This window comes from Alicyclobacillus sp. CIJ1 (assembly GCF_057538885.1).
On record NZ_BAAJPH010000063.1, the window covers coordinates 1 to 25,757 of the forward strand.

A 25,757-nucleotide genomic window follows, 5' to 3' on the forward strand; every position below is an offset into this window, starting at 1 on the left:
AGGGCGAGCGTGGCTCGGCTGCGGTCAAACGCGACATCATGCCCGCGGAGGCTCCATGTCAAGCACGGCCCAGGCAGCGCATCGGGCAGGAAATCTTGTACATTCTCGGTTTTGATGTGTCCATTGTATTGACTCAATACCAGTATTCCACGTTCCGTGCTCTTCTTGAAGTTGGAACGAGTCGACCCACAAGACGGGCAAATTCCATCCAGGGTCTTCGCCGGTTATTTCGCGAATGGTCCACCGCAGGTTGGTCATTAGCATGTAGTAGGCGAACAACTGGACGTCATTAGCCCAAAACTCACGCTCGTGTAGTTTCCGCAGCACAGTGTCCCTATTCCACCGTTGCAACATCAAAGCAGGGAAGGTCCCTGTACCGGCGAATGGGTCAATGATGGTCACACCCGAATCAGCCATGCTCTTTCCAAAATGTTTGTGGAGTAGCACGTCCACGCTGTTAAGAAGGAAGTTCACGAGTTGTACTGGCGTGTACACGATGCCTAAGCGGTTTGCCGCTTGTGGAAAGACCGCCTTGAATAGCATTTCAAACAGAAGCCGCAGAAATTCCTGGCGTTGCTCGTGTGTGAAGATGCCTTGTGCCCGTATACGGACGCTATAATAAAAGTCCTCCAATGCGTTTCTCTCGCGTTCCAGGAATGCGGCAAAAGCCTTGGTAATACGCTCAAACGCTTCCGCAACAGGAGCCTCGATAATATCGTCTCCGGGAAACAGAGCAGCGAACACAGGAGCTAAAACCCAATGTTGCACGAGGAAGTCTTTGGCATCGTCAATAGCAATAGACGGATGAAGCACTTCTCTCAAAGCCTCGACGTAATGCGTGAAGGCATTCTGGGCCTCTTGGAAATGCATCACCGACAGTCCGCCCAACACCGTATCTAGTTGAGTGCGCAATCGTCGGGCGACCTCTTCAATCGTGTCCGCAAAGATGCCGAAATATGACTTATCGTTCGCAGGCCGCACGATTCGGGTGGTAATAGTTTCGCGGATTCTCGCCTCAAGCTCATCTGGTAGACCGAGGTCTAAGACTAACTGAACGCCTTCTGACGGTTCGCGCACTGCGGCACTGTCATGCGGCTGCAAGAGCTCACGGATACGCACATCTACCGCGTCGTCCAACGAACGCAAGGCATTGATTATCTGAACCAGCGTTTTGAACTTCTCCTCCTGCGGTAACATGAGCTCTTCGAGTTGGTCTTCCCGAATCATGGTCCCTTCTACATTGCTAACATCTAGAATGATAGGAACGAGGATGGTACCTATCTTATTTGGACGATGTGATGGTTTACGAACCACCCGTCCGACAGCTTGGATGACGTCGATTTGGCTCTTTCTTGGCTGCAAGAACACCACGGCATCCAAGTCTGGGACATCAATGCCCTCCGTCAGCACTTTGGCGTTCGTGATGAGAACATGCTCCACCGCATGCCCCTCTAGGTCGGTCAATGTTTCCAGGCAACGGAGCAATCTAGCTCGCTCTCGCATGGACATGGTCCCATCCATATGGGCAACAAACGTGGCATTGGATTCACCAAAACGGTCTTTGAATTTCTCCCAGGTCTCAACGATGGATTGGGACTGTTTGCGTGAATTCACAAATGCGATGAGTCGCTGCATGGGTGGCTGGAGGGTTTCATCCATAAGCGACTTGGAAAGCGCGTAGACTCTCACCAAGTCAGGCACCTTGGGTGCATCGGTTTCCTGTAACCAGTCGACAAACATTTGTTGTACACGCTGTTCACTGAAGAACACAACGCGAATGCGGTAATCCGCAAGATATCCTTCTTCGACGCCTCTTCGAAAGCTATACCGAAAGAATTCAGGTCCAAAAGTCTCAACATCGTCCATGCTGTAGGTGCGAACGCCCTCACGTTCAAGCTGGTTACGGAGGGTCTCGGTAAAGATACGCGGGGTAGCAGTAAGATATAGACGGCGTTCAGCACGGATTTTCTCATTATCGTGAAACATAAGAAACGCGGAAGGGTTCTTTTCGTCGCGTGCAACTCCTGTTGTTCGATGTGCTTCGTCGGCAATTGCGATACGAAAGGCTGGTAATCCTCGCATCTGCGCATCTGCCACAACCTGAAGCGATTGATATGTACTCACAACCACCGTGACGGCGTCCGAAACCGGCTGAGCAGCATGGTGCAATTGCTCTGCGTTGGTCGTCGGAGGGACAACTACTGCTATGGCACCCGTTTGCTCGTCCCGTCCAACTCCATGGTCAGACGTGACAGCGATAAACCGCAAAGATATATTCGTGTCGCGTTTCCAGGCCCGGATAGTCTGATTTACGAGAGCAATAGAAGGCGCGCAGAAGAGCACGAGGTCTCCGGGCTTTGCTATCCGTTCAACGGTACGCAAAGCTACTAGCGTCTTCCCGGTTCCGGGAGGCATGATACATTTCCCACGGTTGTTCGATTGCCAACCTGTCACAATCGCTTCAATGGCCTGCTCCTGATATGGCCGCAAGATGGCCGTGGGAGTGCGCGTAAGGACATTGGACGCTTGCCACGTGAATCGTTCCCAATCGATGTCCGACTGCTCGAAATCGTCGCCGGTCCAAACGGCAATCCCGCGCTCGCGACAGCGTTCTTCTGCTTTGTGGGTCAAACCTCCTACGGCGACCACTAAGAGTTTCGTGAATCTAAACTGGGGCGATGTGGCTGACGCCACGAATGTGGCAAGGTCTCTCCAGTCAACGGGAGTGCGATGGTCCTTTGACTGAATGGCCCAGAGGTTGTCCTCGACGTCCTTCGCCACTAAGTCAATGCCTTCATCTTGTTGCGACCTACCTGGTTGGGTCTCCAAAATCCAGTCCTGATAGGTTTTCACCCATTGGAACTGACCGCCCGGGTAATGGCCATCTCGTAAAAATGAGAGCAGGAATTGCTCAAAGAGGCGTCCCCGTTCTTGGGGAGTAGAAGCTTGTTGTTCCAAGAGTTCATATTGGTCGCTAAACGTCGTCATAACATCACCCAATCTAGACCCTGATTCCACTCGTTGTTGTTTCTGCGCAATCGAACGTTTTTCCTGCCCAGTCCAGATAACAAGAAGGGCGGGATATCCCCCGCCTCAACGCCAGTATGGTGTCCAGAGCTCGAATATAAGCTGTATTCCATCACGGAGCCCTTGCAGATATGCAACTCGCTCGGCACGGTCAACACATTCAGCGACACGCTCCTCAAGGCGAAGATACTCCTCTAGGTTGCGAAACGGCTCCAGGGCGGATTCGATGTTCGACCCTGGGGATGGCGATGTCTCGTAGCGTTGGTCCAAGAGGCGCTCAATGATGGTCACGGCGGTCAACCTCCGATTCGCAGAGCCAATCCTGCGTCATCGTGCTTTCCTCGCCCTCGTTCGATTGGGCAGGAGCTGCGCCACAGGTGAGGCGACTGCATGCTGTTTGTGCAGGTCTTCGTCGGCAAGGTGAACATAGCGTTTGGTCATGACGAGGGAGCTGTGACCTAACTGACGCTGAAGGGCAAACACATTGCCTCCCCCGCGCAGAAACATGATGGCGCTTGTATGGCGCAGCATGTAGGGCGTCACCTTGACGCCAAGCTTGCGGCTGTACTCGGCAAGCTTGTGCGACCACTCGTTGGACGGCAGCGGGCGTCCGTTTGCACTCGCAAAGAGCGGTACGTCATCGCCCCAATCATCGGGACGTAATGCCATGAGACGCCGCAACGCTTTTGAGGTCTGTGGAGACATGACCACGACACGGCTTGTCCGCGTCTTTGCGACAGTGGACGGGACATGGATTTCGAGTGCGTCCCAACGGATGTCCGCGGGGGTGAGTTGCAACGCTTCTCCCGGGCGAATGCCCGTGTCGAGTTGGAGCAGCATCAAGGCATAATCGCGTCGGCCTGCGTAGGTCTGCTGATTTGGGAGCGCGAGCAGACGTTCCAGCGTTTCGGCGTCAATGTTCCGGCACGCGCCCTCATCCTTTCGTTTCGGGATTTGGACAGGGTTCTGGTCAAGGTAACCTTCCTGCACACACCACGCGCAGAAGGCCTTGAGATAAGCACGACGCAGGTTGTAATGGGCGGGGGAAGACGCACGTAATGAAGCGAAATGAGCGATGACGGCGCGCTTCAGCTTGGGGATGTCAGGCCATTCCTCCCCGTGCTTAGCAAAGAACGAGGTGATGTGATAACGGTAGCCACGGAGCGTGGATGGAGCGGTGCCCTCAGCCTCCTTCGTGAACATGAATTCTTTGAGTGCCATCTGCCATGTAATGTGCATCCATTTCTGCCTCCCCAGGTTGAAGTCTTCTGGGGTAGGTGGGGGAGACTTTAGCCACAACAGACTGCACAAAATCTTGACTACATTTCGTGGGGCGTAGATAATCGAAATACCGCATGATGACGCGGTTTTTGCGTCGGGATGGCGGAACAGGCAGACGCAGCAGACTTAAAATCTGCTGGGGGTATCCCCGTGCGGGTTCGAGTCCCGCTCCCGGCATTCCTTGTGTGGCGCGGGTTTCCAGGCTGTCTGGGAACTCGCGTTTGCTTCTGTGAAGCGCCGGCTTTCTTTCAAACTTCTTTCATTTCGTGACAACCTCTTCAGGATCCGTCTGAGCCCTGGCTCTTCATTTCCCGGCGGCGCACAAGTCGTTCGCGCACCATTTGCATGGCGATCGCGTCATCTAAATATCCCGCAGGAAACAGATAATCCGGAATGGCGTCTGTGGCGAGCAAGAAGTATAGAATGCCGCTCGCCAAGATTCGCCTTTCATCCTCAGGTGTGTCCGGCCGAGAAAATCGATCGTAGATGTCGTCGAGATCGCGGAGAAAGTGCCCGATGCCTTGAATTTGACCTCGTTTGGCATGGTATTTTTCTGCAATGAATTGTTGCCCCTCCTCCGTCTGCGCGTATGCTTCATATTTTTCAAGCTCCCGTTCGATTTCTGTCCGCAGAACATTCAGATTCCCAAGACCTAGGTACTCGAGAAGCGCGTTCATCAAGGCCTGGCCATCGCCATCGGCTGGCGCCATTGGCTCCGTGATGAGGGGGAGCCCAGCGGCTTCCGCCAGGGAGAGCGGTGGCACGCCGAGTGCCTCTGCGATGCGCCGCAGGTAGTCCAAGTTCACTCTCTGTTTCCCGGTGATCATCTTCGAAATCGTGCTGACGCTGATCCCCGTAGCGGCGGCCAACTGGCGCATGGACATCGAGCGGCGTCTCAGCAAGGTCTTCACGGCCTCTTCCAGGGATGTCATCATGTTTCACCTTCATCCACCATGTCAGAGAAGATGGGTCCTTCTTGTTTCGCTTGTTTCGAATTTCGCAACGGAAGGATCACGCGATGTTTCTCCTGTGCATAGGATACGTCGGCAGACCGTTCAATGGACCACGCAATCCAGTGGACGTGGAGCGAACAGCAGGGGGTTGGCAAGTATGGAGATAAGCTCTGCAACATCGCGAGCCGAGGTGCGATCGGATGCCGCGTCCAGACGCCAGCAGATGTCCTCAGCGAGTCCGAAAAAGGGGGTACGGCGGTATCTGTGGTCGTTCTGGATCCTTTTGGGCCCTGGATTTCTAGCCGCATTGGCGGACAACGACGCAGGTGGCGTCATCTCCTACACGGCCACAGGTGTCCAGTTTGGCATCGGGCTGTTTGTGCCCCTGGTGTTGTGTCTTGCGGTCCTTACGTTCACCGTTCAGGAGATGAGTATGCGCCTCAGCGCGGTGACCCAGGAAGGCATCTCGCGACTCGCACAACGAAGGTATGGAAAGTTTTGGGGATATTATCACGTGACGACCCTCGCGTTGGAAAATTTGTTGACGCTCATCACCGAATTCATCGGCATGTCCGCGGGGCTTGAGATGCTTGGAATTCCCATGTGGATTGCCGACCTCCTGTGCTTGATCTTCGTGATCTCGTTCGTGGTGTTCACCGGCTACTTCACGAAAGAGCGCATCGCCCTCGTCATTGGCGCGTTGAACGTCGTCTTTCTTGTGGTAGCGGGGATGACGCATCCAAGTCTTGAGGCGATAGGGAGGGCGTTTGCGACTTGGAACGTCCCTGGTTCCTTCAAGGGGGATGTGACCTGGTTTGTGATTGCGACGGTGGGGAACGCCATCGCGCCTTGGATGATTTTCTTCCAGGGCAGCGGGGCTATCGACAAAGGGGTCAGCGCCCGCGAGCTCAGGTTGGGCCGGATCGACACGGCGTTCGGTTGTATCATGCAGGCCGTGATTGCCGCTGCCATCATTGTCTGTGGTGCGTCTCTGTACGGCCATCTGCAGCATGTCACGAGCCTTGGACCTTCGGACATTATCGGCGGTCTGACGCATACGGTGGGGCGTGTGGGTGCAACGCTCTTTGGAATTGGGTTGTTTGACGCGGGATTTTTAGCTTCGATCACGGTGTCGCTCTCGTCGTCCTGGAGCATCGCGGAACTGTTTGGCTGGTCCAAGAGCCTCAATGACAAAGTACGGCAAGCGCCCAGATTCTATGCCATCTACGCAGGAAGTTTGGTGATCGCCGCACTTGCCATTTTGTTTCCGCACCTGCCCCTCAATCTGATTTCCATCGTCACGCAGGTCATGGGTGGTGTGCTGATGACGCCGCTCCTCATCTTTCTGGTCCTGATGACCAGTGATAGGGATCTGATGGGGCCGTATCGCACGAAATGGTGGGGGCGCATCTGGGGATGGGCGATGGTAGGGTTGCTCGTCGCACTCACGCTGGCCACGCTCGTTCAGACGGCTCTTCAGGCGTGATGGCGTCGTCTTGTCTTCACGGACTCGGTTCGTGCTACCGAAGCGTTTCCTAAAGAATTTTTTCGGGAGAACGCTTTCTTGACACGCTGAAATCTTGACAGATGGGACGGCGAATGATACAAAGGCAGAGGAATTGCGGTTGTCGGTGATGGACGTTCGTCCAGGCAGCGCACCGCGTGAAACATACGCTAAATCGTGAAGATGCGTTCCTCGTTAGGCGAGGCTACTATACGAACACAAGCCACTGCCCGGAAACGTGGAGACACGCCAATGGGTAGAACAGGTATGGCCGGCTTAAGGCTTTACCTAACGTGGCTGGGTGATCCCTACGTCGTATAGTGCCAAAGCTCAACCAGGGGGATGTGCATACGGCTGCGTGTGCCCCCTGGTTCGCCAGGGGGTTTTTCATTGGGCCATGATCAAAACCTTGGAGGAGGTGATGGGTATGGACAGTCCGTCGAGTAGTCGCCCCATGTTCGCAGTGCCGGAAACAGGCGGTAGTGTGGGTTTCTATGGATTGCATCATATTTGGGCGTGGGGACTTCCTGCCCATCGCCCGTCCAGGGGGGATTGTCATGGCTCGCAACGCAAATGTGTACGCAACTCAGGATTTGCATGAACTGGAGCGCGAGCTCCGGGCAAAGGATATGGCCCGAGTCGCCCGCCTCTACAGCAAGCGCGGCTTTTGGGCGCGACTTCGTCTTTTGTTGGTGCTGATAGGCCCGGGCGTGTTGACGATGATCGCCGACAACGACGCTGGCGGCGTCATTACCTACGCGCAGACGGGGGCCACGTATGGCATTGGCTTCTTCATCCCGTCGCTGATCATCGCAGGGTTTATCGCCTACGTCGTTCAGGAGATGACGGTCCGGTTGGGCGCCGTGACGCGCCGCGGCCATGCGGAGATGATCTGGGGGCGGTACGGGGCCTTCTGGGGCTGGTTTTCCCTGATCGATCTCGTCGTGGCGAACGTGCTCACGCTCGTGACCGAGTTCATCGGGATCAAAATCGGGATGGGCGTGTTTGGCGTACCGGGCTGGCTCAGCGAATCCATTGCGCTTGCCATCGATGTGTTCGCGCTGCTCGTCTTGCGGTACTACACGTGGGAGCGTATCGCGCTGTGGATTGCCGCGGGGAACCTCATCTTCATCCCGCTCATGTTTATGGCAAAGCCGCACTGGTCGGCTGTGGCTGATGCTTTTGTCAACTGGAACATACCCGGTGGATTCACGGCTTCGTTTTTGTTCATTGTGTTGGCTAACTTCGGCACTACCATTGCGCCGTGGATGCTGTTCTTCCAGCAGTCGTCCGTGGTCGACAAAGGGCTCACCGAGCGGGACATTCGGCACGGTCAGCTGGACACGGCGCTCGGCACACTGGCGATGATTGTGGTGGCCTGCGCCATCATGGTCCTCACTGGCACGGTCATGCACGGCTCGCACGGCATGAACTTGGACATCGCCGGCATTTTGAATCTGCTTGGCGCCAAGATTGGTCCAGTCGGAGAACGCCTGTTTGCGCTCGGGCTGGTCGAAGCGGGGCTCATCGCCGCCATCGCATTGACGGCAAGCACGTCTTGGGCAATGGGAGAGGCCTTCCACTGGCCGAAGAGCATCAATATGCCGGCGCGCCTGGCCTGGAAATTTTATGTGCCCGGCATCGCGAGCGCTGTGATTGCGGCCGCGATTATCCTCATTCCACACGCGCCCCTTGGCTTCTTGAACATGATTGTGCAGGTCATCGCGTCCATCTTCATGCCGGCGGCGCTCATGTTCCTGATGCTTCTGCTGAATGACCGCGAGGTGATGGGCCAACACGTCAACCGCACGTGGCAGAACGTCTCTGGCTTCATCATCATTGGCCTTCTGGTCGTGTTGAACGGTCTGTATGGCCTGACGGTGATCTTTCCGCACTTGTTCTGAGGGGGTGTGAATCATGAACCGGAAGGAAAACGTGATGATGGATTTCACCTCTCGAGCGCCGATCTCGCCCACAGAGCCACTGCCGCGCGCTCAGGTGAAAGGGTGGGTCAAGGCGGTCTTCTGGGGACTCCGGGTGTACATCGCCATCATGCTTGTCCTGGTCGTCATCGGTCTGGCGAAAGGAAGCTTCTGAGGCGTCGCTGGATTCATCGAGGGAGTGAAGCCACGAATGCAGCCTCACAGTTCATAGGCCTGCTTCTCCAACTCGCGTGGGAGTGGGAAGCAGGCCTCTTGTATTTCACAGGCCTTTGTGGCGCATGGATTCTCGACGACGGCCGCTGACGCGGACTCTAGGCCCTGTGGCATGCAGGATTGCGGAGCGGGCTGCGAGTACGGCACCGACGGCAGCTGCGCCTAAGATCCATTTCATCGCTAGGACCCCCTCGCTGAGATGCCCGTGATGTCCATGAGTTTCCTGGAGGACACTTCGTTTCCTCAAGGCAAAACTCTGTTGTAGGGTATGCGTGCAAAAGGTGAAGGGTGTCTGCGTGGCGATTGGCGTTGGCTGCAACCATCTCGGGATACCCAATCGGATTTCGAGCGTTCTTCAAGCTGAAGGTGATATCGTCAAAGTGCGGAACCCCCCTGAAACCCCCTGAAGATCCTTGGCCACCGCACGCGCGGTGGCAACTTTTTTCCCGATATGCCTGGCGCATTCGTGCGTACTTGTCCTGCCCTGTCGTGCGACGTCGCAAAATTTCAATGGACTTTCAAGCGAAAATGCGTATGCTACATATTGAACCCTTCCATTCCCCCTGGGTTTCATTGTGGCCGCCGTGGCAATACGGCGGTTTTTCTTTTCTCAGAATGCTGTGCGGTCGGGCAGCAGCCAGTAGATCAACAGGCCGGCGACCGTTGCCATCGCAATTCCGTTTTGAGGCGCGCCAATCCCGATGATGAAGATGACCGCCACCACGATGAGGTTCTTGGTCTTCGTCAAGTCTACCTTGGCCTCAATCATGTGCCGGATGCCCATCGCCGCGATCATGCCGTACAGCAGGATGCCGACACCTCCGACAACCGCTGGCGGGATGGACTGAATCACCGCGCTTACCTTGCCGACAAGGCCGAGAAGGATGGCGATCACGGCTGCGCCCTGAATGATGCGGCTTGAGAAGTTCCTTGTCATGGCCAGGACGCCCAGATTCTCCGCGTATGTCGTCTCGGCAGGTCCGCTGAGAAGCGCGGAAATCAGGGTCGCGAGTCCGTTGCCAAACAAGATGGAGCCGAACCCCGGATCGCGCGTGACGTCTCGCTCAATGATCTCGTTCAGGACGAACATGTGGCCGAGATCCTCCACCATGGTCACAAGCGCGATGGGCGCCATGCTGGCAATCGCGGCCAGGCTCCACTCTGGGACGTGGAAGGTGGGGAACTCAATCCACTTCGTTTGCGCGGCGGCTTGTCCGAGGTGAACCAATCCGCGGGCCAGGGCGTACAGGTATCCGATGACGATGCCGACGAGAATGGGAATGATGCGCAAGGCGCGCGGCCCCGCAATGGCGCACGCCACGGCCGCGGCCAGCGTCACGATGGCGACGTCCCAGTGGGTCGACGCATCCACTGTGACGGCTGTCGTCGCCAGCGACAGGCCGATAATCGACACGACAGGGCCCACGACGACGGACGGGATGGCGCGGCGGACGCGATCGAAACCCACCAGGCGAACGATGAGGGCAAAGAGGAAGTACACGACGGACACGCTCACAAGTCCCGTGACCGCCTGCCCAGGTGCGTGGTGCCGCGTGACGTAGAGCGTGAGAGGCGCAATGAAGGCGAAGGAAGATCCCAGGTACGCAGGCACCTTGCCGCGTGTGATGGCGTGGAACACGAGCGTCCCCAGGCCGCTCGCCACGAGAGTTGCACCAGGGCTCAATCCCGTCAAAATCGGCACGAGCACCGTTGCGCCAAACATGGCGAAGACGTGCTGCAGAGACAACGGAAGCTTTCGCAGGACAGCGCTCAATGGGATGACCTCCTGTGTGATGAATGGCGCGGAATCCGCATGTGCGGAGCAATCCGTGGCAAGTATAACCACGATCTCGCCAAAACTCAAAGGAGTGTGATGGCGTGCGCTGGGCAGTTGCGGGGCTATCGCTGTTTGTGGCCGTCGCCCTCGCCGGGTGTGACACCGTCAGCGAGCACGGCGGGAACTTCATTGGCGAGAGCACCAACCAATCCGTGAACGGTTCCGAGGCCGCTTCCGGCACCAATCGGACCGATCTCGGCAATCGGGCATTGGGAAGCAACAGTGCAGAGACAGGCAACGCGCTGGGAGGAAGTCAGCATCAACCTACAAGCGATAGCGGCACGTCGCGCGGTTAGGCTAAAAAGACGCAGAGCCCCCGCTCAAACGCTCAGGTTTGAGGCGGGGGTTCGCTTTACTGTGGGTTGGTCATGATGAGCGTCGCCGATTTCAGCAGCACGCGGTTCGGCAAGCGGAGCGCGTCGACCACGAGTTCGGCGACATCCTCCGGTTGCATCTGATGATCTTCGTCCCCCAGTTTGAGGCCCACATTGCGGGCCAAATCCGTGTTCACGGTGCTCGGCAACAGGGCGATGACGCGAATGTTGTGCTTTCGCACCTCATACATCAGCGATTCCGTGAAACCAAGCAGGCCAAATTTGGATGCCGAGTACGCCGACGTCGTGGCAGAGCCCTTTTCGCCTGCCGTCGAGCTGATGTTGACGATGTGGCCGCGATTGCGCTCCATCATGTGCGGCAACACGGCGCGCGTCGCGTAATACGTCCCCAGCAGGTTGACGCGAATGATGCGCTCCCATTCCTCCACAGGCATGTCCACGACAGTGCCAAAGCTCGCTGTACCCGCGTTGTTGACCAGGACGTCGACCGATCCCAATTGTTCTTTGAGGCGGCCGATGGCCAATTCGATGGATACGCGGTCAGCGATGTCGGCGGCTTGCGTGTAGACGGAAACCCCATAGGCGCTGCGAATGGCATCCGCCACGCGGTTCAAGTCGCTTTCTGTTCGGGCGATAAGCCCGAGGTGCACGCCCTCTTTCGCGAGGTGCTCCGCGATGGCCTTGCCAATGCCTTTGCCAGCGCCCGTGACGATGGCGCTCCATCCCTTGAGCGATTGTGCCATGTCTGATTCCCTCCCCTGTATATCTCGGTGCGACCTCATTATAGAAGATGCGTAAGCCACTTTCAAAAAGAGAGCGCAAGATGTGCCGGCGCCTCGTGTCAACGCCTGCACCCCGAAAGCGCATGTGACATACACGAGAACATGGCAAAGGGGGTGAAGCGCGATGAGAGTTTGGAACACGTTGGTCCAACTGGCTCAGACCAAACGGCTGAGCACGCTCATCATCGGCTTATTGGCGTCGGCCAAGCTCATCACGGACGCACTCGGCCTTCCTTTCATCACGGATCCTGAGATCAACGCCATCGCCAACGCGGTGGCATCGGTCGTCACCGTGATCGCGATCTTCATGACGCACAATAAAGCGACGTCTGGGCCGCCTGCCTCGCCGTCGAGCGGCAGCGCAGCCGGGGGTGGATCCGGAGCTTCGTCGGCCGGTTTGGTGGCGGGAGCCGGGACGGAGGGCTCCAGTCCTGTCCAGTCGCCGCAACAGGCGTCCGATGGGTTCGCGCGTCCTCCGGAGGCGTGACGTAGAGCCTGCGACGCGCGTCTGGTAGAATCGAAGGGCATCGATAGGCCTGGAGGAATGCGTAATGCCAGAGCGCGTCGTCACCACCCTCGAAGTCCGCTGGGGAGAGTGCGATCCGGCTGGGATCGTGTATCACCCGTCGTACATTGACTGGTTCTCCATCGCTCGCATGCACTTTTTAAAGAAAAACGGCATCCACTACATGAACGACTTTCACGATCGCGGGGTCACGGTCGTCGTGACGGATGTCGCGTGCCACTATCAAAAGGCGTTGCGCGCTGAGGACACAGCGCACGTGACCGCGAGGCTTGTGGAGATGAGCCGAGCGCGGCTCGCTTTCCGCTACGAGGTCACAGATGGGGCGGGCGATTTGTGCGCGTGGGGAGAGACTCGGCACGCGTTTGTCGATCGAGACACCTTGCGTCCGGTGAATCTCGCGAAGTTTGCGCCGGAACTCTGGGGTCGCTTAGCGGACCTGCCGGTCACGTCGGGGGATTCGACGGCGTGATCCCAAGACAAGGGGCGCGGCATCCGTGAGCGGATTCGCGCGCCCCTTCTTTGCGAAGGTTTTCTTACAGGGACATCATTTCCTCGTGCAGTTCTTCATACATTCGGGCTTCGGAGAGCGCGATGTATCGACCGGTCTCGTACATGTCGTCGAGATCGCGCGGCGAAGTGAAGGTCTCCAAGATCTGCTTGCAAAGTTGATAATGGCGTGGCTCGTGCTCGTCCGCATGGACGTCCCAGAACAAGGTGTTGACCGGGCCGCACCGCTGATACTGGGGATGGCGAAAACCTTCGCCGATTCGCGCCATCACCTGACCGGCGAACAGCTCGGATCCGAGACCGACTGCGGCCATGGCCTGGAGCGGCGTGGCTTGCCGGAAAAATTGAATGAATGTATCAATCGCGGTTTCCACGGCTCTCGACATAGGAACGTCGGGAATGCCGTGCTCATCCAGTCGTGCGTCCGGGGCGACGGTGCGAAGAAAAGTGAGGTAAAGCTTCTCGTGTGCTCGGCCCGGCTGACCTCGGCCGGCCTCGTCCCACAAGTTGTCGGCGATGGGAACCCACCACGTGTCAATGGGCGGCATCGCTGCGATGGCAGCGCCCAGTACGCGCGGAAAATGGCGGCTGTAGTACCCGTATTGGAGCGCGAAATATCGAATTTGCGGTTCCCTGTATCCGCCGCTGCAAAGGGTCTGGAGAAAGCGCCCCTCAAAGAAATGACGCTGAACGAGTTCGAGCATCGCCTGCTCCACGTCGGCGTAACAAGAAAAGCTGTGGCGTGTCGTCACAAGGATCCTCCTTTTCGCTGTCGCGGTCCGATGTGCCAGCCCCATGGCAGCATCCGAGTCGCGTCGATAGCATACGAGAATCCCGCAAAGGCGATCAACGTCTTTTTGAATTGACACCCGATCTTCCGATTGTTACAATGGGAGCGCTGTGCGCGGCTGTAGCTCAGAGGGAGAGCACTACCTTGACACGGTAGGGGTCACAGGTTCGATTCCTGTCAGCCGCATTAATTGAAAGCCGCCGGGCGTTGGGTCTGGCGGCTTTTGCTATCTGCGCATCTCCACGACCCTTGTGGGCAGAATTCAAGCGGCTTTTGAACTTTCTTTGAGATCAATAGAGGGAGAGCGGCAGCGCGCGTCGAATTCGGTGGAGGCGTGAAGCGGAACACAGCGGCGCCATCCGCTGGGGCGCGAGTAGCGCTTGGCATCGGAGGCGTATACACTGGGCAAAGACAGACTTTTCCTCGTGCTGGAGGGACGCTTCCGATGTGGACGTGGGCGGCCGCAGGTCTTGCGGGACTTGGCGGCTTGGGTTATGCGAGCACCGTGCTTCCGACGCAGTGGCTCAAGGTGGAGCGGGTGAACTGGCAACTCGGGCTGCAGCGCACCATTCTCCAGGTGAGTGACCTTCACGTGGAACGGAACCGCGTCTCGCCGCAGCGATTGGCTGCCCTTTGCCGTTCCGAGCGACCGGACTATATCTGCCTGACCGGAGACTACGTCGATTCGGAGCGGGCTATCGCGCGTCTCTTGCCGTATCTCTGTGCTCTGCAGACGGCGGGGGTGCCCATGTACGCTGTGCTTGGCAACCACGATTACAAGCTCCGCAACCGGATTGGTGCCCTGATCGACTGTCTTCAGGCACACGGCGTAGTGGTGTTGCGCAATGAATCGGTGGTGCTCGACGGGTTTAACCTGGTTGGCATCGACGACTATCAGACGCGAAACAGCGATGAACGGGCGGCGTACCGGCGTGTGAAGAAGGAACTGCCCGTCATCGTGATGACGCACGATCCGACCTTTGTCTTGACGGCCAAGCGGCGGTTCGACGCCCTGATGGCTGGGCATCTGCACGGCAAACAGTTTCAACTTCCGTTTTTTTACTATCTGAAACCGATGGGACCGCTGGCCAAACGCGGCATTTACGCCGGGATGCATCGTGCGGAGGCCGGGCCTTATTATATCTCGAAAGGTGTAGGTCAGTCAGGCATCAATCTGCGCTTTTTCGTGCGGAGCGAAGTGACGGTCCACCGGTTCTGATGACGGCGCTGCCAAGGAGGGACAAGCATGGCGAATTTTCGTGACGTGAATCTCCTGACCAGGCTGGATCGCTTGCCGATCACGCCGCGCGTGGTGGGGATCATCGCGCTCCTCTCGCTCGTGTGGCTTGCGGAGGCGTTTGATATCGGCATTGTGGGGCCTGTGCTGACGACGCTCGAAAAGGCGTGGCACCTTGCCACGTGGCAGACGGGGCTTTTGGCCATCGCCTCGACCATCGGAATTGTGATTGGGATGATCCCCGCCGGCATGATGGCGGACCGCTTTGGGAGACGGCGCGTCATCCTGATGGGCATCGCGTGGTTTTCGGTGGTCACGATGCTCGGTGCGCTCACGCGGAACGTGGCGGATCTGTTTCTCGTGCGGCTGGTGGCGGGCATCGGTGAAGGCGCCGTGTTGCCGATGCCGTATCTCATCCTGTCCGAATTCACCAATCACCGTCGGCGCGCCGTCAGCGTGGGGTACGCCAACGGGATCCTGACGGCCGCGTACGTCGTCCCCAGTCTCGTGTCCGTCTGGGCCCTTCACCACTATGCACAGGACGTGGCGTGGCGCGTCCCGTTCCTGCTCGGCGGGGTGCCCCTCCTCATGCTCGTTCCGATTGCCCTTTGGCTCCCGGAGTCACCGCGATATCTGCTCGACAAGGGGCGTCAAGGCCCGGTGGCTCGCCTCGTGGAGACCCTGGAGCAAGAGGCGGCGTTGCCGCACGATGAATCGCTGTATGACGAAGTGATTGCCGAGACGCTGGACGAGACGCCGCACGACATGTTGAGGACGCTTCGAGCGATTTTTCGGCCGCCACTGTTGGGGCGCAGCGCCATGGTGATGCTTCATCTCACGGCCGCGCTGATCCTGTTCTACATCTTACAGGTCTTCGGGCCTGCACTCTTGGCGAAGCGGGGTCTCGGCCTCTCCAACTCCATCCTGGACACCGGCCTCATGATGCTCCTCGCGGGGTTCGGCTCGGTGTGCCAGGGGTATCTGTCGGATCGATTTGGGCGCAAGCGGGTGCTCGCCGCCTACGCTGCGCTCGCCACGCTCGGTTGCCTACTCTTCGCATGGGTGCAGACGCGAGAGGCGACGCTCGTGGCTGGATTCCTCACCGCCTTCTTTGGGCTTGGGATTTTCCCCGTGTCCAAGCTGTCCGTCGCGGAACAGTATCCGACCGAGGTGCGTGGACGAGGCGTGTATCTGGCCGAGATGATCGCGCGCGGGATGAGCGGCATCGTCACCACCTATTTCATCCCGTTCGTGCTCTCCGTGGGGGGCGATCGCGTCGTGTTTCTGGGGATTGCGGTTGTGCTGGTCGCGTTTACGGCTCCGTTTGTGGCGTTTGGGCGGGAGACCGCCCAATTGCAGTTGGAATACGCCTCGAGCGTCCTGCCGCTCAAACGGGTTCGGCCCAGGCTGTCGCGTCACTGAGTAAGCTAGTCCGTGCCAGGCGCGGTCGTTCCGCGCCTTTTCTTCATTCTCGGGCTTTGTGCTCGCCATGCGAGGGTGTCTTGAAACCCCTTGCAAAGCCAACAGGGCTCTGCTAGGATCAGAATATGTTTGTTGGTCAAACGAATTTGGAGCGAAGGTGATGGACGTGGCGACGTATTTTCCCGAAGTGACGCGCATCGCATACGAAGGCAAGGGATCCGACAATCCGCTCTCCTTCAAGTACTACAACCCCGAAGAGACGGTGTTGGGAAAGCCGATGAAGGAACATCTCCGCTTCTCGGTGGCCTACTGGCACACGTTCACGCTGTCCGGCGCGGATCCGTTCGGATTGCCGAACATGATCCGGCCGTGGGACGGGGCGACGGGGATGGATCTGGCCAAGCGCCGCGTGGAGGCGGCGTTCGAGTTCATGACCAAGCTCGGCGTCGAGTACTTCTGTTTCCACGATCGCGACATTGCACCCGAGGGTGACACCTTGCGCGAGACCAATCGCAATCTGGACGAGATCGTGGCGCTCATCAAGGAATACATGCAGTCGACGGGCATCAAGCTCCTGTGGAATACGCAGAACCTGTTCTCGAATCCAAGGTTTGCGCATGGCGCCGCAACGGCTCCGGACGCGGACGTATTCGCGTACGCTGCCGCGCAGGTGAAGAAGAGCCTGGAAATTGCGAAGGAGCTCGGGGCGGAAAACTACGTGTTCTGGGGCGGCCGCGAGGGCTACGAGACGATCCTCAACACGGATCTCAAGCTTGAGCTCGACAACTATGCGCGCCTCCTGCAGATGGCGGTGGACTACGCCGACGAGATCGGCTTCACCGGGCAATTCCTGATTGAGCCGAAGCCGAAGGAGCCCACGAAGCACCAGTATGACTTCGACGTTCAGTCGGGGCTCGCGTTCCTCTATCATTACGGGCTCAAGGACCGCTTCAAGTTCAACATCGAGGCGAATCACGCCACGCTCGCGGGCCACACGTTCCAACACGAACTTCGCTTCGCCCGGATCCACGGCCTTCTTGGGTCTGTCGACGCGAACCAGGGCGATCCGCTGCTCGGCTGGGACACGGACGAGTTTCCGACCAACCTGTACGAGACGACGCTCGCGATGTACGAGATTCTCCTGAACGGCGGACTGGCGCCGGGCGGCCTCAACTTCGACGCCAAGGTTCGCCGCGCGTCGATGACGCCCATCGATCTGTTCTATGGCCACATCGCCGGAATGGACAGCTTCGCGCGCGGGCTCAAGGTGGCGGCTAAACTGCTTGAGGACCGCGTGTTCGAGCGGGAAATTGAGGAGCGATACGAGAGCTATCGGACCGGCATCGGGAAAGACATTGTGGAAGGGCGCGCGACCCTGCAAACCCTTGAGTCTTACGTGCTGGATAAGCGCGTGACGGCGACGCGATCCGGCCGCCAGGAGGTCCTTTTGGCGAAATTGAATCAGTATCTGCTGGAAACGGAATGATGGCGATGGCGACAGACCGCAAGGCGCTCCTTGGCATCGATGTCGGGACGTCCGGCGTGAAGGTGGTCGTGATTGACCGCGAGGGCCGTACGCTCGGCCAGGCCACCGTGGGCTACGAGTTGTCACAGCCGCAGCCGCTCTGGGCGGAGCAGAACCCGGAGGATTGGTGGGAGGCGACGTGTGCGGCCATCCAGCTCGCGCTCGCGCGAAGCGACCGGCGCGGCGAGGACATCGCGGGCGTCGGCCTGACGGGCCAGATGCACAGCCTGGTCCTGCTCGACGAGGCGGGGCAGGTCATCCGGCCGGCGATTCTCTGGTCGGACCAGCGCACGGAGGAGGAGTGCGAGGAGATTCATCAGACCGTCGGATTCGAGCAGACCATCGAGTGGGTGGCGAATCCGGCACTCACGAATTTCACGGCGACGAAGCTCCTGTGGGTTCGAAAGCGCGAGCCAGAGCACTACGCGCGCATTCGCCACGTGCTTCTCCCGAAGGACTACATCCGATACCGGCTCACGGGCGAATTTGCGTCGGATGTGTCGGACGCGTCTGGAACGCTGTGGTTTGACGTCAAGCGGCGCGGATGGTCCGACGAGATGTTGGCGGCGCTCGAAGTGCCGCGGTCCTGGCTGCCCGAGGTGTATGAGTCGCCCGAGGTTTCGGGGCGGGTGAGCGAGGGGGCCGCGGCGCGGACGGGACTCCGCCCAGGTACACCTGTCGCGGCAGGCGGCGGCGATCAAGCCGCGGGTGCGGTCGGCAACGGCATTGTGCGCAAAGGCGTTGTGTCGAGTACCATCGGCACGTCGGGCGTGGTGTTCGCACATGCCGACGAGATCGTCCGCGACGAGAAGGGGCGGTTGCACACGTTTTGCCACGCCGTGCCCGGCAAGTGGCACGTGATGGCCGTGACGCAGTCTGCCGGGGGCTCGCTCCAGTGGTTCCGCAACCAGTTTGCGGACGCGGAACGCGCGGTGGCGGCACAAACCGGGAGAGATGTGTATGACCTCATGAGCGAGGAGGCTTGGCGAGTTCCAGCCGGTAGCGAGGGGCTCGTGTTTCTCCCGTACCTGATGGGCGAGCGCACGCCGCACCTCGACCCTCAGGCGAAAGGCGTCTTTTTTGGCATCACGCCGCGCCACACGCGCGCGCACTTCGTCCGCGCCATCATGGAGGGGGTGGCCTTCAGCCTGCTTGACGGGCTCTCGCTCATGCAGGCTCTTCGGCTCCCGGTGGAAGAAATCCGGGTCTCCGGCGGGGGCGCCAAGAGCGAGGTTTGGCGCGAGATTCAGGCGGGCGTGTTCGGCCGTCCTGTCGCCGTGATCGAGGCGAACGAGGGGCCCGCCTTTGGCGCGGCCATCCTGGCGAGCGTCGCCTCGGGCTTTTTCGACGACGTGGTGACCGCGGTGGACGCGTGGGTGCGCGTCGAGTCCACCACGCCCCCGGTCGTCGAGGACGAGGCCGCCTACCAGCGCGCATATCGGCTGTACCGGGCGTTGTATCCGGCTGTACGGTCCCTGTACCGGGCCTGAACGATGACGTCGATTGATGGATTCGGAGCAGAATAGGGTTTGGCGATCACGCCCATGGCGCCCCGGCCCTCCGGGGTTCGCGTGGGCGTCGTCTTTGTTCTAGCGGGCGCGCATGAGCGGGCAAGATGGCACGCGGAGAAGAAGGATCTCGCGACTTGAAAGCGTATAGCTACGAAGGGAACATCATGAGAAAGGGTGGCGAACATGCCCGCAGTCGAGACGACGTATGGCGGTGAGCGCGCAATCCGCCTGACGCACGGCCCATATGAGGCCTACCTGTTGCCGGGGTGGGGCAATCTCGTGGCGCTGCGCGACACCGCGCGCGGCTTTCGCTTTTTGCGCGAGCCGGAGGCGGAGATGGACGAGTTTCGCAAGGCGCCTGGCCGATATGGCATTCCTGTGCTGTACCCGCCAAACCGATATCGGGACGGCGAATTCACCATCGCAGGCAGGGCGTATCACCTCCCGGTGAATGAGGAGGCCACGCACAATCACCTGCACGGCTTCTTCATGCGGATTGAATGGCCTGTCGTCGACATGGGCGAAGACGAAGGGGGCGCGTACGTCGAGATGGCCCACGAGGTGGGAGAAGGCCATCCAGTGTATGCGCACTGGCCGCACACGTTCCGGTTCGCCATCCGCTACGAGCTGTCGGGCGCGGGCCTCGTGCAGCGCGTCCACATTGACAACCGCGGCGGCGAGCCGATGCCGGTGATGCTTGGCTTCCACACCGCGGTGAATGTGCCGTTCTCCGCAGCGTCGTCGGCCGACGCCTGCTCCATTCAGCTGACCATCGGCGAGCGCTGGGAACTCGACGAGCGCAAGCTGCCGACGGGGCGGTTTCAGCCACTGAACGAGAACGAACAAAAGATGCCGACAGGCGGCGCAGATCCGTTCTATGAGCCGATGGACAACCATTACACCGCGCGCCCGCGAGACGGGCACAACCGCATGGTCCTGACGGACGCGCGTCTCGGGCTCGCGTTCGTGTACGACGTGGATCTGAAGTACCGGCACTGGATGGTGTGGAACAACAACTGCTGCGGCACGTTTTTCTGCCCGGAGCCGCAGACGAACATGGTGAACGCGCCGAACATGGATCTGCCACAGGATGTGACCGGCCTTATTGTTCTTGCGCCGGGGGAATCGTTCTCGGCGCGAAGCCGCATGTACGTGGAAGAGGTCAGCCACTGAAGGGAGCGGAAAGCGAATATGGCGCTGAGGTCGCGAAGTGAAGTTCCGGATTATGAGACGTGGGATTTGACGCCCCTTTTCGCTAGCCTTGAGGCGTGGGAAGCGGCGGTCCGGCGCGTGCGCCAGTTGGCGGATGATCTTGTCGAATTGGCCTCGAAGTCATTCGGTGGCCCGGCGGACGTGGCTCGCGCGTTGGCGCTGCACGACGACATACTGCGCATCGGCACCGACGTGGAGCGGTACGCCATGAGCAAGTTCGCGGAGGACGCCACCGACCAAGGGGCGCAGCGGCTGATGTCGATGGCCCAGCTCGCGCTGGATCGCGCAGGAGAAGCGGCGGAATCGCTGGTGGCAGCGCTATGCCGAGTTCCTGAGGACCGCCTCGCCGCTTGGCGGGAGGACGAAGCCTTGCGGCCGTATGCCCCGTATTTTGGCGAGATCGACCGCGAGCGCAGACATCGGCTCGCCGATGAAGCAGAGAAGGTGCTTGCCGCCAATTCGTCGGCCTTTTCGCTGCCTTCCGGCATTTACGAAGCGGCGACGGGCGCGGATATGCGGTTTGAGCCGGTCCTGGACAGCGACGGGCGGGAAGTGGGCGTGACGCCATCCGCGCTTCTCATGCACATCGAGACGTCTCACGATACGGTGCTCCGCCATCGAGCGTACGACAGCGTGGTGAATGGGCTCCGGCCGTATCAGCATACGCTCGCGCGGTCGCTTGGGGCGAAGATCCAAAACGACGTGGTGGCGGCGCGATTGCGCGGCTTCTCGAGCGTGTTCGAGATGTTGCAGAGCACGAGGCTCGGCGGCACGATGGCGGCCAATCAGGTGCCTCCGGAGCACTACTTCATGGTCCAGGACGTCATGATGAAGGAACTCGCTCCTCACATGCGCCGCCTGGCGCACCTTCGCAAAAGGGTGATGGGCCTCGAGAAGGTGAAGTTGTGCGACACGAAGGCTCCGTTCGTGCGCCTGACGGACGCAGAACTCACGTTTGACGATGCGCGGTCGTTGATCTTGGAGGCATCCCGCCCGCTTGGGGACACATACGGCGACATTCTGCGGCGTGCGTTTGAGGAACGGTGGATTTACTGGGCGCGCAACCGCGGCAACTGGAACGGCGCGTTTTGCGGGGAGTCGAGCGTCCATCCGTACGTGTTTTCGCCGTTTGAAGGCGGCATGTATGGCGTCTTCGTGATGGCGCACGAGCTCGGCCACGCCGTTCACCTCCACCTCGCGTGTCAGAACGCGCGCCCCTCCAACCTGTCGTTCTCGAACCTGTTCATCGAGACGCCGTCCACGCTCATGGAGCACATGGTGGCCAACGCGCTTATCCGGCGTGCGGAGGACGACGCCGCCCGCGCCAAGGTGCGCATGATGCAGATGTTCACGTTCCACCACGACTTCGTCACGCACCAGACGGAGGCCGAGATTCTGCGGCGGCTCTACACCATCGCGGATCGAGGGGAGCCGCTGTCGACCGACGTCTTTCGCCGCGTCTCGCGCGAGGTGCTGACCGACTTCTGGCAGGACGCGGTCGATCTCGACGAAGGGGCGGATCTCTACTGGATGCGCCAGCCGCACTACTACATGGGTTTATATCCGTATACGTACGCGGTGGGGCTCGCGGCGTCCACCCTGCTCGCCGATCGAATCCTCGCGGGGGACGACGAGGTCCTGGCGCGCTGGATCGAGGTGTTGCGCGTGGGAGGCGGCAAGACGCCGCTTGAGCTGTTCGCGCACGTCGGCCTCGATATGGGACAACCCGAGCCGTACCGCGAAGCCATTCGCAAAGTGGGCGAAATCGTCGACGAGTTGGAGCGGGCGTTCTCCTGAGCGGAGACGTACCCGGCGTATAGAGCTCCCGACCCGAAGGAACAATGGATGTAAATGGGAATCCGTTGTCCGGGGGCGGGAGCGTTGCTCATCTTCGAATTGACAGCCGATATGGACAGTCTGGGTCTCGCGGGGCGCTTGACCGAATGCGGTGCGGCAAGCTACGTGGTGTCGAGCCCTGGCCCGAGCGTCGTCTGCGAGTGCGGGCCCGCGCTTCATTCGCGCGTGGCGCAGCTCGTCGCGGGTGTCCTGACCCGAGAGTGGCTTCAGGCGCGCGTGGTCGAGCGCGTGTGCCGCATGGAGCCGCTTTGGCCCGCGGAAGAAGTCCAGTTTCATGCGCTCGTTGAGATCTGCGAGTCGCGCCTGAAGAGCCGCCCGGTGGCGGGTCATACGCTTGACGAGTGGCAGGCGAGTCTCGCTCGTGCGCTCGTGAGCCATTTCCGGCGATCCGTCTGCGTTGCATTGGAACCGTTTGTCCGCTTCCGCCTGCATCGGGTGGTAGTGGATTTGGCGCATCGCGTGCGGGATCGCATGGTGGCCTCTGCGCTCGAGGACGAGTATGAGGAGTCGCTCTCCATGCTGCGGTACATGCTGGACGAACATCCGCTCTGCGAAGCCGAGATGCATGTGTACGTCACGCCGGACGGCGTTTGGATTACCGATGCGGAGGGCGGGATCGTCACGGATGAACAGATTGAACTGGTGGCGCTGCAGGATGACGATGTGACGAGTGAAGATCTCGCGATGACCCTTCTCATCACCAGGTCGCCGTGGCGGATTGTCGTGCACGACGCATATCCGGATGCGCCATGGCCCCGTTTCTCCGAGACGGTGACCCGCGTCTTCGGCCATCGCGCCGTCCCGTGCCCCGGTTGCCCCACCTGTCGTCCGAATCGGTCACCTACCGCGTGTCGCGAAGGATTTGCGTCCGACCATGGGTCGCCGCGCGCCGTGCGGCGACGCCTGACGCCCGAAGCGGAGCGGACTTCGGACGCCCCGGTGGACAGCGAACTGGGGGAAGGTCAGGGTGGTTCGCTCGCTTGACATCGTCCCGAATCGTTGTGTAGTTTCATAAGGGAAGGCGCGCCGGCGTCGGCGGGCCCGTCACATGGAACAAAGCTCAGGCGATGCGGGAAGACGCGCTTTTGCGGTCACGTCGCGCCCAGAGAGAGGATGCCGTGGCTGAAAGCACCTCCGCGATGGCGCAAAAGACACCACTTCCCAAGCCGTTCGCGGGTCACAACGCGAACCGTGTCCGCCGCGTTAAGGCGTTGAGCCCGCGCTTTGTCGTTGATGGAGCGCGGGGAAGATGGGTGGAACCACGAGGCGAGCGCCGTCGTCCCATTGGGGCGGTGGCGTTTTTTGTATGCCCAAGAACCACGATGTGGAGGGGATGTTCCGTGTCACAAGCGATCACCGTGCGGTTGAAAGATGGATCCGAGCGGCAGGTGCCGGCCGGATCGACCTATGCGGAACTCGCGCAGTCCATCAGTCCTCGGCTCGGCAAGGAAGCCGTCGTCGCCCGCGTGAACGGGGTTCTCGTCGATCTCAGCCGCGAAGTGGAGGACGGCGCGCAGGTCGAGCTGCTCACCTTGCAGGATCCCGAGGGGCTATACGTCATGCGCCACACGTGTGCGCACGTCATGGCGCAGGCCGTGCAACGCCTGTTCCCAGGCACCAAATGCGCCATCGGGCCCGTCATCGAAAACGGGTTCTATTACGATTTTGCCGATCACGACTTCCATCCCGAGGATCTCCCGCGCATCGAGGAAGAGATGAGGCGGATTGTCGCCGAGGACCTGCCCATTCAACGGGAGGTCATCTCGCGCGAGGAGGCACTTCGGTTTTTCCGCGATCGCGGCGACCGGTTCAAGGTTGAAATCATTGAAGATCTCCCGGAGGACGTGACGCTCACGCTGTACCGACAGGGCGAGTTCGTCGATCTGTGCCGCGGACCACATCTGCCGTCGACCGGCCGCATCAAGGTGTTCCAGTTGCAGAACTTCGCGGGCGCGTACTGGCGCGGCGATTCGAAGCGCGAAATGCTCACGCGCGTGTACGGCGTCGCCTTCGCGAAGAAGTCCGATCTCGACGAGTACAACCGCCTCCAGCAGGAAGCTCGCGAGCGGGATCATCGGCGGCTGGGCAAGGAGCTCGAGATCTTCACGCTGTCGCCCGAGGTGGGCCAGGGCCTGCCGCTCTGGTTGCCGAACGGGGCCAAGATCCGCCGTATCATCGAGCGCTACATCGTCGATCTTGAGGAGTCGCTCGGCTATCAGCACGTGTACACGCCGCATCTGGCGAATGTCGAGCTGTACAAGATCTCCGGGCATTGGGAGCACTACAAGGACGATATGTATCCGCCGATGAAAATTGACAACGAGGAACTGGTCCTGCGGCCGATGAACTGCCCCCACCATATGATGGTGTACAAGCATCGCCTGCACAGCTATCGCGAACTGCCCATTCGCATTGCGGAACTCGGCACCATGCATCGGTACGAGATGTCCGGAGCGCTCGCCGGCCTGCAGCGCGTGCGCGCCATGACCCTGAACGACGCGCACATCTTCTGCCGCCCGGATCAGATCGAGCAAGAGTTCACCGGCGTCGTCCGCCTGATCCAGCGCGTGTACAAGGACTTCGGGATCGACGACTACTATCATCGCCTGAGCTACCGCGACCCGAAGAACACGGAGAAATACGTCCAGAACGACGAGATGTGGGAGCTCGCGCAGAGCACGTTGCGCAAGGTCATGCTCGATCTCGGCCTCGAGTTCGTCGAAGCGGAGGGCGAAGCGGCGTTTTACGGGCCGAAGCTCGACGTGCAGGTGCGCACGGCGCTCGGGAAGGACGAGACCTTGTCCACAATTCAGCTCGACTTTCATCTCCCGAACCGGTTTCACCTCGAGTACGTGGGGGAGGACGGCGAACGGCATCGGCCAGTCGTCATTCACCGGGGCGTCGTGGGCACGATGGAGCGGTTCGTGGCGTTTCTTATCGAGCAGTACAAGGGCGCGTTCCCGACGTGGCTCGCGCCGACGCAGGTGGTGGTGGCCTCCGTCGCCGATGAATTCGCGGGATACGCGGAAGAAGTCGCAGCCAAACTGCGCGAGCTAGGGATCCGCGCCGAAGCGGACGTGAGCGACAACAAGATCGGGTACAAAATTCGCCAGGCGCAGACGCACAAAATCCCGTACACCCTCGTCGTCGGCGCGCGCGAGCGCGAAGAGGGCTCGGTCTCCGTCCGCAAGTATCACGCGGGCGATCTCGGCGCGATGCCCCTCGATCAGTTCGTGCGGCAGATCCAGGACGAGATCGCGCGGAAGGCGAAACTTGTGGAGGCGTGAGTGGATCA

20 protein-coding genes, 2 tRNA genes and 1 riboswitch are annotated in these 25,757 nt (G+C 59.8%); of the genes, 16 read left to right on the top strand and 6 right to left on the bottom strand.

Annotated features, from left to right (window positions below; genetic code table 11):
- Positions 1–36: 36 nt before the first annotated feature.
- Together AC27E8_RS01455 and AC27E8_RS01460 are read right to left on the bottom strand one after the other, a co-directional pair.
- Positions 37–2,988, bottom strand: a complete 2,952-nt coding sequence (locus AC27E8_RS01455; RefSeq protein ID WP_487099576.1) for a DEAD/DEAH box helicase family protein — start codon at positions 2,986–2,988, stop codon at positions 37–39.
- 366 nt (positions 2,989–3,354) lie between these two features.
- Positions 3,355–4,266 (bottom strand): tyrosine-type recombinase/integrase, encoded by a 912-nt coding sequence (locus AC27E8_RS01460; protein WP_487099575.1) that lies wholly within the window; start codon positions 4,264–4,266, stop codon positions 3,355–3,357.
- A 135-nt stretch (positions 4,267–4,401) separates the two neighbouring features.
- On the opposite strand from AC27E8_RS01460, the gene AC27E8_RS01465 reads away from it, so the two are divergent.
- Positions 4,402–4,485, top strand: a tRNA-Leu gene (locus AC27E8_RS01465).
- 101 nt (positions 4,486–4,586) lie between these two features.
- On the opposite strand, the gene AC27E8_RS01470 is transcribed toward AC27E8_RS01465, so the two are convergent.
- Positions 4,587–5,243, bottom strand: coding sequence for a helix-turn-helix domain-containing protein (locus tag AC27E8_RS01470; protein ID WP_487099574.1), 657 nt, complete (start codon positions 5,241–5,243; stop codon positions 4,587–4,589).
- Between the two features lie 241 nt (positions 5,244–5,484).
- Here AC27E8_RS01470 and AC27E8_RS01475 point away from each other — a divergent pair, with 241 nt between their 5' ends.
- From AC27E8_RS01475 to AC27E8_RS01485, 3 genes are all read left to right on the top strand, one after another.
- Positions 5,485–6,747 (top strand): NRAMP family divalent metal transporter, encoded by a 1,263-nt coding sequence (locus tag AC27E8_RS01475; protein ID WP_487099573.1) that lies wholly within the window; start codon positions 5,485–5,487, stop codon positions 6,745–6,747.
- Between the two features lie 202 nt (positions 6,748–6,949).
- Positions 6,950–7,113, top strand: a riboswitch (M-box (ykoK) riboswitch).
- Between the two features lie 209 nt (positions 7,114–7,322).
- Positions 7,323–8,669, top strand: coding sequence for an NRAMP family divalent metal transporter (locus AC27E8_RS01480; protein WP_487099571.1), 1,347 nt, complete (start codon positions 7,323–7,325; stop codon positions 8,667–8,669).
- 13 nt (positions 8,670–8,682) lie between these two features.
- Positions 8,683–8,862 (top strand): hypothetical protein, encoded by a 180-nt coding sequence (locus AC27E8_RS01485; protein ID WP_487099570.1) that lies wholly within the window; start codon positions 8,683–8,685, stop codon positions 8,860–8,862.
- A 669-nt stretch (positions 8,863–9,531) separates the two neighbouring features.
- On the opposite strand, the gene AC27E8_RS01490 is transcribed toward AC27E8_RS01485, so the two are convergent.
- Positions 9,532–10,695 (bottom strand): uracil-xanthine permease family protein, encoded by a 1,164-nt coding sequence (locus AC27E8_RS01490; RefSeq protein ID WP_487099568.1) that lies wholly within the window; start codon positions 10,693–10,695, stop codon positions 9,532–9,534.
- A gap of 104 nt (positions 10,696–10,799) precedes the next feature.
- Between AC27E8_RS01490 and AC27E8_RS01495 the strand changes: the two genes are divergently transcribed.
- Positions 10,800–11,054: a hypothetical protein gene (locus AC27E8_RS01495; RefSeq protein ID WP_487099567.1), complete on the top strand. Its 255-nt coding sequence runs from the start codon at positions 10,800–10,802 to the stop codon at positions 11,052–11,054.
- Positions 11,055–11,110: 56 nt separating this feature from the next.
- Here the strand turns inward: AC27E8_RS01495 and AC27E8_RS01500 are convergent, their stop codons facing one another.
- Complete coding sequence (locus AC27E8_RS01500; RefSeq protein WP_487099566.1) at positions 11,111–11,836, bottom strand: 3-ketoacyl-ACP reductase; 726 nt, start codon at positions 11,834–11,836, stop codon at positions 11,111–11,113.
- Positions 11,837–11,999: 163 nt separating this feature from the next.
- Here AC27E8_RS01500 and AC27E8_RS01505 point away from each other — a divergent pair, with 163 nt between their 5' ends.
- Positions 12,000–12,362 carry a hypothetical protein gene (locus tag AC27E8_RS01505; RefSeq protein WP_487099565.1) on the top strand — a complete coding sequence of 121 codons (363 nt, stop codon included), beginning with the start codon at positions 12,000–12,002 and terminating at the stop codon, positions 12,360–12,362.
- Positions 12,363–12,426: 64 nt separating this feature from the next.
- Complete coding sequence (locus AC27E8_RS01510; protein ID WP_487099564.1) at positions 12,427–12,870, top strand: acyl-CoA thioesterase; 444 nt, start codon at positions 12,427–12,429, stop codon at positions 12,868–12,870.
- A 64-nt stretch (positions 12,871–12,934) separates the two neighbouring features.
- Here AC27E8_RS01510 and AC27E8_RS01515 read toward each other — a convergent pair whose 3' ends face one another.
- Positions 12,935–13,660: an iron-containing redox enzyme family protein gene (locus tag AC27E8_RS01515; protein WP_487099563.1), complete on the bottom strand. Its 726-nt coding sequence runs from the start codon at positions 13,658–13,660 to the stop codon at positions 12,935–12,937.
- 152 nt (positions 13,661–13,812) lie between these two features.
- Here AC27E8_RS01515 and AC27E8_RS01520 point away from each other — a divergent pair.
- The 9 genes from AC27E8_RS01520 (at position 13,813) to thrS (ending at position 25,749) form a co-directional block, all read left to right on the top strand.
- Positions 13,813–13,884: transfer RNA gene (locus AC27E8_RS01520), tRNA-Val, on the top strand.
- Positions 13,885–14,143: 259 nt separating this feature from the next.
- Entirely contained in the window at positions 14,144–14,917 is a 774-nt protein-coding gene (locus tag AC27E8_RS01525) for a metallophosphoesterase (RefSeq protein WP_487099562.1), read from the top strand.
- Between the two features lie 27 nt (positions 14,918–14,944).
- Positions 14,945–16,357 (top strand): MFS transporter, encoded by a 1,413-nt coding sequence (locus AC27E8_RS01530; protein WP_487099561.1) that lies wholly within the window; start codon positions 14,945–14,947, stop codon positions 16,355–16,357.
- A gap of 160 nt (positions 16,358–16,517) precedes the next feature.
- Complete coding sequence (xylA, locus tag AC27E8_RS01535) at positions 16,518–17,843, top strand: xylose isomerase (RefSeq protein WP_487099560.1); 1,326 nt, start codon at positions 16,518–16,520, stop codon at positions 17,841–17,843.
- Positions 17,840–19,372 (top strand): xylulokinase, encoded by a 1,533-nt coding sequence (gene xylB, locus AC27E8_RS01540; RefSeq protein ID WP_487099559.1) that lies wholly within the window; start codon positions 17,840–17,842, stop codon positions 19,370–19,372. The genes xylA and xylB overlap by 4 nt, the downstream gene beginning before the upstream one ends.
- A gap of 204 nt (positions 19,373–19,576) precedes the next feature.
- A complete protein-coding gene (locus tag AC27E8_RS01545; RefSeq protein WP_487099558.1) occupies positions 19,577–20,566 on the top strand; it encodes an aldose epimerase family protein in 990 nt (329 codons plus the stop codon).
- Between the two features lie 18 nt (positions 20,567–20,584).
- Positions 20,585–22,402 carry a M3 family metallopeptidase gene (locus AC27E8_RS01550; protein WP_487099557.1) on the top strand — a complete coding sequence of 606 codons (1,818 nt, stop codon included), beginning with the start codon at positions 20,585–20,587 and terminating at the stop codon, positions 22,400–22,402.
- 84 nt (positions 22,403–22,486) lie between these two features.
- Positions 22,487–23,446 carry a sporulation protein YtxC gene (gene ytxC / locus AC27E8_RS01555; RefSeq protein ID WP_487099556.1) on the top strand — a complete coding sequence of 320 codons (960 nt, stop codon included), beginning with the start codon at positions 22,487–22,489 and terminating at the stop codon, positions 23,444–23,446.
- Positions 23,447–23,784: 338 nt separating this feature from the next.
- Complete coding sequence (gene thrS / locus AC27E8_RS01560; protein WP_041695341.1) at positions 23,785–25,749, top strand: threonine--tRNA ligase; 1,965 nt, start codon at positions 23,785–23,787, stop codon at positions 25,747–25,749.
- Positions 25,750–25,757: the final 8 nt, after the last annotated feature.